The 14,050-nt window shown below is 45.5% G+C and carries 13 protein-coding genes; 4 read left to right on the top strand and 9 right to left on the bottom strand.

From position 1 onward, the window contains the following. Positions 1 to 68: 68 nt before the first annotated feature. Positions 69 to 254: a TerB family tellurite resistance protein gene (locus QUB12_RS37725; protein WP_445300696.1), complete on the top strand. Its 186-nt coding sequence runs from the start codon at positions 69 to 71 to the stop codon at positions 252 to 254. A gap of 31 nt (positions 255 to 285) precedes the next feature. Here QUB12_RS37725 and QUB12_RS34470 read toward each other — a convergent pair whose 3' ends face one another. From QUB12_RS34470 to QUB12_RS34460, 3 genes are all read right to left on the bottom strand, one after another. After that, complete coding sequence (locus QUB12_RS34470; RefSeq protein ID WP_333142916.1) at positions 286 to 987, bottom strand: matrixin family metalloprotease; 702 nt, start codon at positions 985 to 987, stop codon at positions 286 to 288. A 54-nt stretch (positions 988 to 1,041) separates the two neighbouring features. Then, positions 1,042 to 1,644: a TerD family protein gene (locus tag QUB12_RS34465; protein WP_333103445.1), complete on the bottom strand. Its 603-nt coding sequence runs from the start codon at positions 1,642 to 1,644 to the stop codon at positions 1,042 to 1,044. 150 nt (positions 1,645 to 1,794) lie between these two features. Then, positions 1,795 to 2,421: a TerD family protein gene (locus tag QUB12_RS34460; RefSeq protein ID WP_333310652.1), complete on the bottom strand. Its 627-nt coding sequence runs from the start codon at positions 2,419 to 2,421 to the stop codon at positions 1,795 to 1,797. A 120-nt stretch (positions 2,422 to 2,541) separates the two neighbouring features. On the opposite strand from QUB12_RS34460, the gene QUB12_RS34455 reads away from it, so the two are divergent. Next, complete coding sequence (locus QUB12_RS34455) at positions 2,542 to 3,867, top strand: transposase (RefSeq protein WP_333310650.1); 1,326 nt, start codon at positions 2,542 to 2,544, stop codon at positions 3,865 to 3,867. 294 nt (positions 3,868 to 4,161) lie between these two features. Here QUB12_RS34455 and QUB12_RS34450 read toward each other — a convergent pair whose 3' ends face one another. The 4 genes from QUB12_RS34450 to minC form a co-directional block, all read right to left on the bottom strand. Further along, positions 4,162 to 4,371: a hypothetical protein gene (locus QUB12_RS34450; protein WP_333310648.1), complete on the bottom strand. Its 210-nt coding sequence runs from the start codon at positions 4,369 to 4,371 to the stop codon at positions 4,162 to 4,164. 117 nt (positions 4,372 to 4,488) lie between these two features. Further along, positions 4,489 to 4,884 (bottom strand): cell division topological specificity factor MinE, encoded by a 396-nt coding sequence (gene minE, locus QUB12_RS34445; RefSeq protein WP_445252069.1) that lies wholly within the window; start codon positions 4,882 to 4,884, stop codon positions 4,489 to 4,491. 347 nt (positions 4,885 to 5,231) lie between these two features. Continuing rightward, positions 5,232 to 6,038, bottom strand: a complete 807-nt coding sequence (gene minD, locus QUB12_RS34440) for a septum site-determining protein MinD (RefSeq protein WP_333103449.1) — start codon at positions 6,036 to 6,038, stop codon at positions 5,232 to 5,234. A 171-nt stretch (positions 6,039 to 6,209) separates the two neighbouring features. Continuing rightward, entirely contained in the window at positions 6,210 to 7,019 is an 810-nt protein-coding gene (gene minC / locus QUB12_RS34435; RefSeq protein ID WP_333147679.1) for a septum site-determining protein MinC, read from the bottom strand. A gap of 187 nt (positions 7,020 to 7,206) precedes the next feature. On the opposite strand from minC, the gene QUB12_RS34430 reads away from it, so the two are divergent. Together QUB12_RS34430 and QUB12_RS34425 are read left to right on the top strand one after the other, a co-directional pair. After that, positions 7,207 to 7,584: an ADP-ribosylglycohydrolase family protein gene (locus QUB12_RS34430; RefSeq protein ID WP_445300695.1), complete on the top strand. Its 378-nt coding sequence runs from the start codon at positions 7,207 to 7,209 to the stop codon at positions 7,582 to 7,584. Positions 7,585 to 8,104: 520 nt separating this feature from the next. Next, the gene (locus QUB12_RS34425) at positions 8,105 to 9,835 is read left to right on the top strand and encodes an NAD(P)H-quinone oxidoreductase subunit 4 (protein WP_333310646.1); all 1,731 of its coding nucleotides are present in this window, start codon (positions 8,105 to 8,107) and stop codon (positions 9,833 to 9,835) included. A 67-nt stretch (positions 9,836 to 9,902) separates the two neighbouring features. On the opposite strand, the gene QUB12_RS34420 is transcribed toward QUB12_RS34425, so the two are convergent. Together QUB12_RS34420 and QUB12_RS34415 are read right to left on the bottom strand one after the other, a co-directional pair. Continuing rightward, positions 9,903 to 11,525 (bottom strand): NB-ARC domain-containing protein, encoded by a 1,623-nt coding sequence (locus tag QUB12_RS34420; RefSeq protein WP_333147685.1) that lies wholly within the window; start codon positions 11,523 to 11,525, stop codon positions 9,903 to 9,905. A 435-nt stretch (positions 11,526 to 11,960) separates the two neighbouring features. After that, entirely contained in the window at positions 11,961 to 13,934 is a 1,974-nt protein-coding gene (locus QUB12_RS34415; protein WP_333147687.1) for an ABC transporter ATP-binding protein/permease, read from the bottom strand. Positions 13,935 to 14,050 lie beyond the last annotated feature (116 nt).

Genomic DNA, 14,050 nt, shown 5'->3' with positions numbered 1-14,050 from the left:
CTGGTGGCTGTGGGCTTTTTCATTCCTTTATTTTACCAGATGCCGCCACTTAAGTTTTTTTGACCTGAATCCTTACAATTGAGGCTATCCAAGCGATAGGGAAACTTAATAAAAAACTAGACCAAGGTCGTGCCGTCATCCAAATTGGCATTATTATCGGTGGTGCGGATGGTAATTTTGACAAAGATGAAAAGAAGGTTGTCAAAGAAGCTTGCCATGCTGTGGGCATTAATCCTGGGGAATTCGATCTCTAAATTCAGCTATTTTATGGTTGGTTCTAGCCAATCAATTATTCAAGGCTTTATATCTGCGAATAGCATTGTTCATTGAGTTTATTTGCTCTGCGTGAAATGAGGGAGGCATTAAACTATGAACACTATGAACGAGTCCATTGTGCATGACATCGGTCGGAAGTGCAGAATGATCGAGTCCGAGTGTATGTCCTATTTCATGGGCAATGGTATTTGCAATTAAGTTAGATAGTTGATTGAGACTAAGGCTGGCATTGCAAGAAGCATAGAATACTTGGTCAATCCGAATAATCGCCCGATCTGTAACCATTCCCGATTTGAAGCTAGCCACGCCGAGATAGTCAACCGGCTGGCTATCAACGAATATATAAACATGAGTAAAATCTTCGCCCCACTCTTTGCGATCGGGGGGATCGGATGTCAAAAATACCTTGACGCTTCTAAATGCGCCGTAGAGTTTGGAGAAAGCGTCCATCAGTAAGGAAAATATCGCTTCTTTATTTTCGGGTGCGACATCCATTCCTGATACATCTACCCAAATACAACGGCGGAAATCGCTATCCTTATCAATTAGAACTCTTCCACAGGAAGGGCAAAACTCCCACTGAGGCTGGATACGGGAACGACAGCCGTGACAGCGGAGTTTGGGGGCTCTAGTCAGGTTTAGCCGTTGAGAGAGGGGGAGTTTTAGCTTGCGATTGTGTTTGGTTAGGTCTAGGCGATCGTACAGAGACATTGATTCAGTGTCTGATTCCAGCAAGTATAAAGCATCTAGGTATTGAGCGAGTTGTTAAGCATAGGTTTTCACAAGTTCCTGTAACCCATTAACCTTAACACCGTTACCGATGGCTGCCATTTTCCACTCATTATTATGCTTGTAGATTTCTGCCATCAGCATCCCCGTCATGCCTTTGTATTCAGAACCTGATAGGTTGTATTTTGCGAGTTCTTGATTATTAGACGTATTAACCAAACGCACAAACGCATTTTGAACTTGTCCGAAGTCTTGCTTACGTGCCGTGCAATCGTAAATGTTAACTGTGAAAACCAGTTTTACAATTTCCGAAGGCATCCGAGATAAATCGATGAGTATTTGCTCGTCATCCCCGTCTCCCGCCCCTGTGCGATTATCACCTAGATGTGTAATAGCTCCTGAACGGTGGGAGAGATTGCTAAAATAAATGATGTTGGCATTATTATTCACTTTGCCATTTTGATCTAAACAAATCACTGAGGCATCCAAGTCATAATCTGGAGCACTGCTAAAAGCCCCAAACAAACCTCCACCGGAGCGTTTCGCCACATCCCACCCTAATCCGCACATCAGTTTTGTTAGCCCTGGCGCTTCTTTGGAAAGCGAGATGCGCTGTCCTTTTTGTAGGTTAATTCCCATGTGTTTTACCTTTTTATATCAAATCCGGTTGTATCGGAATTGTATGGACGGGGCGGGTTTATGAGATTGTTGGTTTTAGCCAAATATTGTCGGTGAACCCGCCCCTACGGAAGTCGATCGGATATAATTCCAAATTAAACGGAAATGATATTAGCTATAGCGATCGAGTAATGCTTGTAAACCACCTTGATAACCTGATCCCACTGCATTGAGACGCCACTCGCCGTCTTTCCGGTAGAGTTCGGCCATGATCAGTGCTGTCTCTATGGAATAATCTTCTACCAAGTCATAGCGAACAGCTTCCTGTTGTGTTTGGGCATTAACGATCCGCACGAAGGCATTTTGCACCTGACCAAAATTTTGATGGCGTTGCTGTGCTTCCTGGATGGTTACAGTTACAAGAATTTTTTGGACATCATTAGGCACTTTTTTGAGGTTGATTTTGATAACTTCATCATCCCCCTCGCCCGCCCCCGTGAGATGATCTCCCAGGTGCTGCACTGATTTGTCGGGATCTGGACTTGTGAGATTGTTATAAAAAATGAAGTGGTTGTCAGAAATTAATTTTTCGTTAGCACCTAAGAGGAACAATGATGAGTCTAGGTCAAAGTCAGAACCCGTGTCTGTAGCTTTAACGTCCCATCCGAGTCCTATGAATACTTCTGAGAGACCGGGTGAAATTTTTTCAACTAAACCCAAAGGAGTCCCGCGCTCTACCTGTACCCAGGTGAGCGTCGGGAGGAATTGGCGTGAGCGAAGAGAGCCGCCCCGAACCAAACCGATGACTTTATGTGTCGGAAGGTGAGGGGCGGTCGATGAGCGAACAGATGATTTTTACTACACCACTTGCTTTTGGTGTCTTCACGAGATAGAATTTTCCCAGAGTTCGTGAAAGTAATGCCTCAAATAATCACCGCCAAGTTAAAGCTAAACCTGAATGCCGAGCAAAAAGCTCTGGTGTCTCAGACTACCTTGGCTTATCGCGATGCCTTGAATCATACTTCGCGAGTTGCTTTTGATGCGAACAAAACCAGCAATGGCGCTAAGTTGCAAAAGGCTGTCTACAATGAATTGCGAGTTCGATTTGGACTCGGTGCTCAGATGGCTTGTAATGTACCAAGACAAGTTTCGGCAACTTACAAAACTCTCTGGACTAAAGTAAAACAATCTAACGATGGTATTGCTAAAGGGTACACCAAGAAACGGTACAAAGGACTAGACCAACCTCCTAAATATATCTCTCGAACCTGTACCTTAAATTATCAACGCGATTACTCGTTTAAATCCGAGCAAAGGGTGAGTATTATCACCCTAGCTGGTAGAATAGTAGTCTCGTATGAGGGCTACAACAAACATCTAGATTTGATTGCCAATGGTTCCAAGGTTGGAGCAGCTAAAATTGTCTATCAGCGTTCCTCTAAAGTTTACTATTTGATGGTAAGTATTGAGGTAGAAACCCCTGAACTCGACCCACTGAAAATAACCAGAATTTCTGGCGTTGACGTGGGAATGCGCTACTTAGCCGTAGAAACAGACTTACAAAACAAGTCTAAATTTTACTCTGGTTCAGAAGCTAGACATAAAGCCAACCGCTATCACAAAGCACGGATAACTCTTCAGCGTAAAGGCACTCGTTCGGCAAAGCGCAGGCTAATTGCTTTGTCGGGAAGAGAAAGACGGTTTATCGCTGATGTAAACCACCAGATCAGTAAGGATATTGCCAAACGTAACACCCTAATTGGACTAGAAAACCTCACCGGAATACGGGATAGAACCAAGTCCAATTCGGGCAAAAAGGCTAGCAGAAAACAGCGAAGAGCTAATCGAAATAAAGCTAAATGGTCGTTTGCCGAATTACACGGCTATATTGACTACAAAGCTAATTTGAACGGCTCTTTAGCTACTAAAGTCCCAGCTAATTATACCTCGCAAAGCTGTCCAAAATGTGGACACACCTCGGTAGCAAATAGACCTAAAAAAGGGCTATTGTTTCGCTGTGAATGTTGCGGGCACGAGCTTCATGCTGATTTGGTGGGTGCGCGAAATATTGCCATGAGAACGTTACTCGTCCGGCAAGACTGGGCGAGTACGGGGAGCTTGTCAGCATCCCCTAATGTGTCGCGCGGTGAAACTAAAGCTGAGATTCTGCAAAGATTCTCGGAATTGCGGTGGAGCTCAGATGCAAGCCCACGTCATAGCGGTACTCCGCTTGATGCTGGGTAGTTGACTCTTCCTCTTTATTAGAATTAGAAGTGGTTATGGAGGGAGGCGCGGACTGGAAAACTTTATTAAGTTTTTGCTGGAAATAGTTGGAGAATTTTAAATCTTAAATAATAAGAATATTAGCTAACTGTGCAGATGTCAATAGGGATTACAACTCTTAATTATTTTTTTTGTATGAGTACAAAGCAATCATGCCCTGCTTCCCACAGTTGTGTAATCTCAGCTTGGGTTATTGTGCTTGTGTATTTTGACAAACTCTCGCAACTTGGCTCTGTTTTGTGATGCAAGTGACCATTAGCAGGCCGTTTCCACAATGCCCTCCGATTGGAAGTCTCCTGTGATGCAATACCATCGACTTGTGGCGTCGATGGTGTTGCGACGGATTCCCAACGCTTGAGCAACTTCGATTTTCTTCATGCCATTTAACTCGATCGCTCGGATGACCTGATGAAGGAGGTATAACTGTACAGTTTGGGCCCAAAAGTCTGCGCGATCGCTCTGCAAAACTGGCCACTAATTTTAGTCTATTTTCTAACCGACGAAAGCGGTTGCTATAGTTTAATTTAAATGCCGATCGGCTCGAATCGAACTCTTTGCCTGACAATAAAAGCTCAATCCCTATCACTCCGTAGTGTCGGGGAGAATTTCGACTACATACTCCGGTACATATTCGGGTCGATTCTCTGGCCGATTCGGGGGCAAATTATCGGGCAAATTATCGGGCAAATTATCGGGCAAATTCCTCGGTGGATGTTCGAGTCTGACTCGCCGGATCGGGAGATTTGCAATTAGTGCTGTGGCCCGCTGGTCGCTCTCCAGCGAGAACTCAGACCCGGTGGTATCGATTTCCACGTAGCGAGATACCACCTCTAGAATTTCTCGGCGCATCGACTCAACCATTTCTGGGCTGAGTTCTGAGCGATCGTGGGCTAGAACCAGTTTGAGGCGCCGTTTTACCTCGTCGCGGCTGTTGTCAGGGGTGCGCGGGAAAAGTCGTTCGAGAAGTGTGTGTATCATGGGTCGGGCTGGTTTGTCAAGGGTTAGGCATAGAAAAGGTCATACCATTTTCGATTTTCGATTTTCGATTTTCGATGGGGGAATCAGTGATTCCCGTCAGGTTGGGAGCTGGTCTACAGTTTCATTCTTTTTGGGAACTGGTGTCACTGGGGGAAATTTTGGGCTAGTTTTTGTGATGGGGTCGATTTTCGATTTTCGATTTTCGATGGGGGAATCAGTGATTCCCGTCAGGTTGGGAGCTGGTCTACAGTTTCATTCTTTTTGGGAACTGGTGTCACTGGGGGAAATTTTGGGCTAGTTTTTGTGATGCGGTCGCTGCTGTTAAAGATCGATCGCCAATGAGCACATCACATAATTTTAGTATTTAAGAACTTGCGGAGGCGAGTAAAGAAGTTTTCGGGACGGGGATTTAGATCGAGAAATTCAACTTTTTCGCCTTCTAAGCGGCGGGCAATATTGTCGAAGGCTGTTCCAGCTAAAGAGGCCGTTTCCGACAATACTAATGGTTCCCCTCGGTTGGTGGAAACGATGACGCGCTCGTCGTCGGGAACGACGCCTAACAGCGAAATGGCGAGGATTTCCCGCACGTCTTGCACCGACATCATATCATTTGCCAGCACCATTGCGGGTCTGATCCGGTTGACGATTAGGTTGATTTTCTTGACGTTGTTGGCTTCCAGCAGCCCGATGACTCGATCGGCATCGCGGACAGCAGCGATTTCGGGAGTGGTGACAATGATGCCTTCTTGAGCCGGGGCGATCGCATTTTGAAAGCCTTGTTCAATTCCAGCAGGAGAGTCGATCAAAATATAGTCGTATTTTGGTCCCAACATCCCCACAAGCTGCTTCATCTGCTCGGCGCTGATGGCATCTTTCATCCGAGTTTGGGCAGCCGGCAACAGCACCAAGCGCGGCTGTCGCTTATCTTTCACCAAAGCTTGCTCTAATCGGCACTCTCCAGCGAGAACTTCTAATGCCGTGTAAACAATCCGATTTTCTAAGCCCAGCAGCAAGTCTAAATTTCTGAGACCGAAATCGGCATCAATTACAGCAACGTTGCGCCCCCGCTTAGCTAAAGCCATGCCGAGATTGGCTGTGGAGGTGGTTTTTCCTACCCCGCCTTTCCCTGATGTAACAACAATAATGCGAGCCATAAGCGATTTTTAGATTAGTTATTGCTAATTGGTAATTGGTAATTGGTAATTGCTAATTGCTAATTGCTAATTGGTAATTGCTAATTGGTAACAACTAACAAATGCCAACTAACAACTGTCAACTGTCAACTGTCAACTGTCAACTGTCAACTATCAACTGTCAACTGTCAACTAACCATTACCCCCGACTAACTGCGATTTGTCAAAATCAGAGGCTCTACCGATCCGAATCCCTTGAGGCGTCACATAGGCGACTTCCGGGAAAAACTGAGCGGGTGAGGTTTCTGGGCCTCTGGCAACATACTTAGCAATCCTAATCACCATCGGTTCCATCTGCAAGGTCATAATCACGCTTTTGGTGTTGCCACCGGCACCGGCGTGCACGACTCCCCGCAAACGGCCCCAAACTAGGATATCGCCTCCGGCGATGACTGAGCCGCCGGGATTTACGTCTCCCAAAAGTACGACGGTGCCCGGATGACGAATTTCTACGCCCGATCGCACTGTCATCTGCAAATATAAAGGTTCCGCCAGCGATTGCGGTTTTTCGGCAGTGGCTTTATTCAGGGAAGAAACCGGAGGCTGCTGTTCTACACAATAGCCTGCTGTAGCAGCAGCAACGGCGGTTTGGCGGCGACTGGTGTGGACTCGTTTGAGTTGCAGTTCCACTTCCGAGAGGGCATCGGCGATTTCTTGCAGTTGGCGGATATCTAAAAGTCGATCGTTCGCCATCAATTGTACTTCGGCATTTGCCTGCCAAAAGCGTTCTCCTGCGTTCAGCCTGACTTTTAGCTGCTGCCAAAGTTCAGTCCAAGTCGAGGCCGTGGCTGTTGGTAATTCACTGGTGTTAGTTTCTGAGGGGAGTAGCAGTAGTAGCTGTCCATCTTCTGTTTTAAGGCGGACTTGCATATCAAGGCTGACTTCGGGTGTCGCTTGAGGGGCAGGTTCGGCAGCGGCTCCGGGGAAAACATCGGGTGTCATGGACAGGTCTGAGTTCGGGTAGGGACAGGTTAACATCAATATTAGCCTGAGTGGTCATTAGTCATTAGTCATTAGTCATTAGTCATTAGTCATTAGTCATTAGCAGGGCACTCCGCGCACACTTTAGACAAAAGTAGGACTTACGCATGGAGGTCTAGAAACCTGGTTTTTTTACAAAAATACTTCGTTGCAACCGGGCGATTCGGTAAAAAAACCGATTGCTGGATATTGGGCGGCAAATCCGCTGGTAGCAGAGATTGATGAGATTGCGGCGGGTTCTTTTAAATTGCGACAACCTCCTGAAATTCAGGGTAGTGGTTATGTTGTCAAGTCTTTGGAATCGGCACTTTGGGCGTTTTACAACAGTTCTTCTTTTGCTGAAGGCTGTTTGTTGGCTGTAAATTTGGGCGACGACGTGGATACAACTGGTGCGGTTTACGGACTGTTGGCGAGGGGTTTTTACGGAGAATGTGGGAGACAGGAAAAATGGATCTCGCAATTAGTCGATCGCACTTTAATTGCATCTTTTGGCGATCGGCTTTTGACTTTATCTCGATCGCTGTGAATACTTATATCAGTTTTCAACCTTCTTGGTTTTTACAAGAACTAGCAATTTTAGTTAACATAGATAAATTTACCCCACCATCTACCAGAATAGGCGCAACCACAGGCAGATTGCGCCAACAAAACGCTATATTTTGTTGTTCATAAGTCCTGAATCGAAAATCAAAAATCAAAAATCGAAAATCTATTGACGTGTGTAGCAATTCGTGATATGTGTCTTCGCGTTGATCTAGGGTGTGTCATCAATTAAAAGAGTTGACAAAAGCTGGCGAATGTGCGTAGGGTTCGGATCGCTCACTCAAGCTTCAGGAAAACCCGATGACACGGCGCTACTGGCAGCATCAGTCATTTGGCTGGCTTAACCCTCCGATCGCTACTCACTACACGTTAATTCTGTTTTGTCAACCAACCTAATTAATGACACGCCCTATATATAAAAAATATTTATGAATAAATCTTAAGTTTTAATTAACTTTCGTATTATAATTTTGGTAACTTCCAACTAAGTATTTATTCTCACTATGATAGCGGATCAATTTCCTTGGCTGACCGCAATTGTCATCCTACCCCTGGTAGCTGCCCTCGCCATCCCTTTTGTGCCCGATACAGACGGCAAAACCGTGCGCTGGTATGCCCTAGGCGTAGGCTTTGCAGATTTTGTATTAATGTGCTGGGTGTTTTGGACTCATTACGATCCAAGCATCTCTACTTTCCAAATCGTCGAGCAATATCCCTGGATACCTTCTTTAGGCTTCAATTGGTCTGTTTCCGTTGACGGGCTGTCTGTGCCGTTGGTACTGTTGGCGGGATTGGTGACGACGCTATCAATCTTTGCAGCCTGGGAAGTCGATCGCAAGCCGCGACTCTTCTACTTCCTGATGCTGGTGATGTACTCCGCACAAATAGGAGTCTTCGTCGCCCAAGACATCATGTTGCTGTTCATTGTCTGGGAACTAGAACTAATTCCGGTGTACCTGCTAATCTCGATTTGGGGCGGACAAAACCGTCGCTACGCAGCTACCAAATTCTTGATTTACACCGCGGGCGCTTCCATCTTTATTTTGATAGCTGCCTTAGCAATGGCATTCTACGGCGGAGGCACCCCCACCTTCGACATGGTAGAACTTGGCTTGAAGGACTACCCACTGGGTTTAGAATTACTGCTTTATGCGGGATTGCTGATTGCCTTCGGTGTGAAACTGGCGATTTTCCCCTTCCACACTTGGCTACCTGATGCCCACGGTGAAGCATCTTCTCCCGTATCGATGATTCTGGCCGGTGTATTGCTGAAAATGGGCGGATACGGACTGATTCGCCTGAATTTGGAACTTCTTCCCCAAGCACACGTTTACTTTGCACCGATTATGGCGGTACTCGGCGTAGTCAATATTATCTACGGCGCGCTGAATTCCTTCGGCCAATCGAACATGAAGCGCCGCCTAGCGAATTCGTCGATTTCTCACATGGGATTCGTGTTGTTGGGTATTGCTTCCTTCACGGATTTGGGAATCAACGGGGCGCTGTTGCAAATGATTTCCCACGGTTTAATCGCCTCAGTATTGTTTTTCCTGGCTGGCGTTACTTACGATCGCACCCATACAATGATCATGGACGAGATGGGCGAGATTGGGAAAGTCATGCCGAAAGTGTTTGCCTTGTTTACCGCAGGCGCGATGGCATCCTTGGCACTCCCCGGAATGAGCGGTTTTGCTAGCGAACTCTCAGTGTTTGTGGGCGTCGCAACTAGCGATATGTACAGCGGTTCTTTCCGCGCGGTGACAGTGTTCCTGGCGGCAGTGGGACTGATTTTGACGCCGATTTATTTGCTCTCGATGCTGCGACAGTTATTTTACAACTGTGGGACACTAGCGGCTTGCGACCTTGAGGATCTAAATTTGCAGAATCAGAGAAACAATCTGGATGAAGCGGTTTGTTTTGGTAATAGTTGCGTTTTGCCTGGTGATGCACCGTTTATTGATGCTAAACCTCGGGAAGTGGCGATCGCATTTTGCTTTTTGATACCGATTGTCGGCATTGGTTTTTATCCCAACATGGCCATGCAAGTCTACGATGCCAAGACTGTCGCAGTCAACGCAGAAGTCCGCCAATCTTACATCCAAATTGCTCAACAAAATCCTCGGATTTATGCGAATCAACTTTTGGTTCCCAAAATTGCCCAAGCTCAAAAATCGCCTGCTTTGGACAAAATTACAGGGTCTGAATCTGCATCGGTTTTTGGCATTGTCAAATAATTTTACCGAATTCTGTTTTTGTTGAAAATTGGGCGATCGCTTTTGTCAAAGGGCGATCGCTTTTTTGTTAGCCCTGAATTTCTGAAATAATCTGCGCCAGATTCTCCCTAGCATATCCCACCTCAAGAATCGATTTATCCTCCAGTTCGGAGGCAACTTTATTCAAGATATTTAGCGGTTCTTCCAAGCCTGTCGTCTTCACAAACAACACTTGCAACCGAGTTTTTACTAATTCTAAAATAGAACTAATTGGCTCGCCTTTATTCCCTTTCCGTGTAGCAATGTTGATGCTCAATTTGTGAGTTTTCAACAGCCGCATTCTTTCTATTCCTTGCGTCTTAACCGTCTCCAAAACCTCCGCTCGAATCTGATCGACTAATCGGTCGGTTACATATTGCACGATCAAAGGCTGAAGCATAAAAACAGTTTCCCCGCCCTCACTAATTTTGTCAATCAGCGAGCGACGACCCAGAGAATCGAGATTTTTCAGCAAATCGGAAAGCGATGAATTGACCAACATCTGCTCTCGCAAAGTCGCCAGGGAAACTGGGTTTTGAGCAATAGCAATCCAGTAGGCAATATCTTGTTCAGAACTCGACATGCGATCGAACTGCTGCGCGAGCAAATTGCTGATATGTTCTTCAATAAATAAAGCCGTAGCTTCCAAAAGGTTTAAAACATTCCCCTCAAAAAACTCGTTAATTGTTGTCGCTACAATCTTTAATGCTAACAGATTGCCTCCGTACCGGGATAACAAGATTTCCAACTCTCGATCTTGAGCCGACAAACCTTTTTCTTTGAAAATTTCCCGCGCTATTTCCTCGGAAATAGCAGGTTTTAAAGACCGCACTTTTTCTCCCGCCAGCAAAGCCAGTTCCGTAGGCTCTTCCGAACTAACTAGCAGTAAACAGCTATTGTGATTGACCTCAGACAGCCGCACGATTAAATCTCGATATCCTTCGCAGCCTTCGCGGTAGTGTCCCGCTAATTCTTCAGGTCTGAGAACCGCTTCAAAATCATCTAAAATTACCAGACAGCGGTGTTTCCGCAGATACTCGACCAAGCGCGAAATTTTGCTGTTGAGGTCGAGCGGCACATCGGGTTTTTGTTGGTTATAAAAAAGTTGAATTAAGCTCCCTAGGAAGTCGGATGGTGCGGGTGTCGATCGCAGCGATCGCCAAATCACAAAATCAAACTCATTCTGTATTTGTTTTGCTAACTGCACCGACAGAGTTGTTTTGCCACTACCAGCCAAACCCAGCAGCGCTACCAGGCGACAATTATCTGATACAATCCACTGCTTTAAAGTAGTTAATTCTTCAGTCCGTCCGTAAAAAACCGAAACATCCGGTGCTTGGCCCCAATCTTCCTGTCGGTGTCCAATCGCCATCTTCAATAGGGAGCCTTTACCTCGACTAAAATCGCTCGTTCCCTGATCGATGTGGTATGAAAACAGCAACTGATGCCTCAATTCCGAAAGCTTTCCAGGGCCGTTCCCCCCGATCTGAAACTTTTTGTAAACTTCGCCGAGTCTTTTGCGAACGGCGATATCGCTAATGCCAAGCTTGGTTGCGATCGTCCCTGTAGATTGACCGTCGAGAGCCATAAACACAGTTTCTAACTCGGCATCTGTGACACCGCGCTGTTTGGCGATCGTTTGCACAAAGTTTTGAGGAATCGGAGTAGTCAAGGTAGGAATCTCGTCTATACTAAAAATCTATCTTCTATTATATTGTGTGAGTTCTCGCAGGCGAGCAATTGAATCGAATCTACCAACGTTCAGCTTGCTTTTTGTTGTTTGGGCAGTTTTAGATATTTATACCCCATTATCTATTGTGATACCAGTTTAAACAAAGAATGCAACTGTAGGCCCCCGTTCCAAACCCATACAGAATCAGTCATTCCCAATTCTTCAATTCTTTAATTCTTTAATCTAAAAGGGTATGAGGAACCGGGAATCGATCGGCATTAATTGTTGCTATGTCCCTACTCGTAGAACCTATTGTAGGGTGGGTGGAGGCGCGGCCATCAATCTGTAGAACCAAAGGATAAATCTCCAACCGCGCCACCACCCACCGCGAACCAACAACCGGGTAAATTCACAATTCCTGAAAGCAGCACTTTATCAGCCAAAAACCTTCGCACTAGCGCGGTATTCTTGGGCCGAAAGCAGCCGCCAACTCCCCTCGCCCAGAAGTTCCAAAACCTGCTGGTGATATTTCACTAAGCTCAATCGGTGGCCGACACTCACAAACGTAGTTTTAGTGGCTTGCAACTGCTCGTATAAATGTTGCTCGTTCTTCAAATCCAAAGCACTTGTCGCCTCATCCAAAATAGCGTATCTCGGTTCCGTCAATAACAATCTAGCAAAAGCTAAACGTTGCTGTTCTCCCAGCGACAAAATCTCACCCCAATCTAAATCCGCATCAAAACCGCCCAATCTGTCCGGCAAATCTGCTAAGTTTACTGATGCCAAAACGCGGCGCAATTTTTCCTCATCAACCTCGCTGCTGCTGTTGGGATACAAAAGTTGCGATCGCAAACTACCCAAAATCATATAAGGACGCTGCGGCAAAAACAGCATTTCCCCCAATTCCGGCCGCGCCAAACGGCCGGTTCCCGATTCCCACAAACCCGCAATTGCCCGCAGCAAAGAACTCTTCCCAGCACCGCTTTGCCCGACAATTAACAGTCCTTCACCGGGCTGCACTGCTACCGACAAATCCCTAATTAAAGTCTTTTGATGCTGCGGAGTATCTAAAGTAACGTGCTCCAGTGTCAACTGAGAATCTACTACTACATCTATAGCAGTTCCTCCGGCACGAGATACCGCTTTTTCCGCTTCCAGAGTATCTGTAAATACAGTCAAACGATTGATACTAGCGGCAAAAGAACTCAGCGGCTCAATCTGAGTTACAATCACAGAAAAAGCGCGCAAAACCTGACTAAAAGCAAAACCAGCTTGAGTGATATCTCCAAACTCGATTGTACCACTTTGATCGGCAAAATAAGTTGGAGCCAGAAACAAAGCCGGAATAATCACCACAGCATATCCGTATCCAGTTGTGAAATAATCCAAATTCCGCTGCCAACCAATTAGCAAATTAAAATTGCGAAATACTTCCACAAATCGCTGCTTTATTTGAAATGATTCTTGCTCCTCGCCTCCATAAAAAGCAATAGATTCGGCGTTGTCGCGAATGTGAACCAGTCCGTAGCGAAAATTTGCTTCTTTTTTAAGTTGCTCGAAATTCAGAGGTACTAATCTTTGACCAAAAACTAGAGTAGCTGTCGTGCCCACAATAGCATAGATAATCAGAAAAATCGAAAGTTGTTTTGAGATAGACCACAGGATACCAGTAAAAGATATAATATTAACTATTGAACCCAGGATGAGCAGCATAAATGACAAACTTGTCCGGGTAAAAGATCGGACATCTTCGGAAATTCGCTGGTCTGGATTGTCGATTTCCTTGTGTAAATTTATTTCGTAATAAGCCCGATTCTGAAAATACTTATCGAGGAACTTATTCGTCATCCACTCCCGCCAGTAGATACCCAATTTATCTTCGGTATACCTATAAATTACCACAATGGGAGTGCCGACTATAAAAACCCCTGCATACACAAACAGATACTTCCAGTAATTGAGCTGGTCTTTCTTAGCTAGTGCTGTGTTAAAAAAGTTACCGACGTAACTAATTATTACATTCATACCGCTGACTGACAGGGACAAAAACAGCAGCAAAGTCAATAAAGCCCAGGGCTGCCAGTGTGCAGTCAATCTGTCTTTGAACCAGACAAAAGCACTGAAAGGAATAATTAACATTAAAGCCACGATCGCAATTGCGGGCGAATTAATAATTCCTTTCAACAAAGTAACTAAGCCGGCAGCAATACTATTGACAAATTGGGGAAATAAGACTTGAGTACCCAAACATACAGCGCTGACGAACACAAACATCGCAGCGAAGAGAAATATCAACAACAGCGCCACTAATCCCAAAAATACCCTGCCTCCCCCAGGCTCTAAAGGATAAAAGTAAGGTTGAGCGATCGCAATAAATCTCTGCCACAACTGACGGTCAAATCGATTCATCTTTGCTGTTTACAAAACTACTTTGACTGTTCTAACATATGGGAGCATCTCAGTTTTGTAAAAAGCATTTTTTTTATTGTAGTGCGAGCGTCCCCGCTCGCGTATTGTACAATACG

Source organism: Microcoleus sp. B7-D4 (genome assembly GCF_036705125.1).
GTDB lineage: Bacteria > Cyanobacteriota > Cyanobacteriia > Cyanobacteriales > Microcoleaceae > Microcoleus.
Note: the sequence above shows the minus strand (reverse complement) of the source record. Positions and strands in the feature narration are given on the sequence as shown.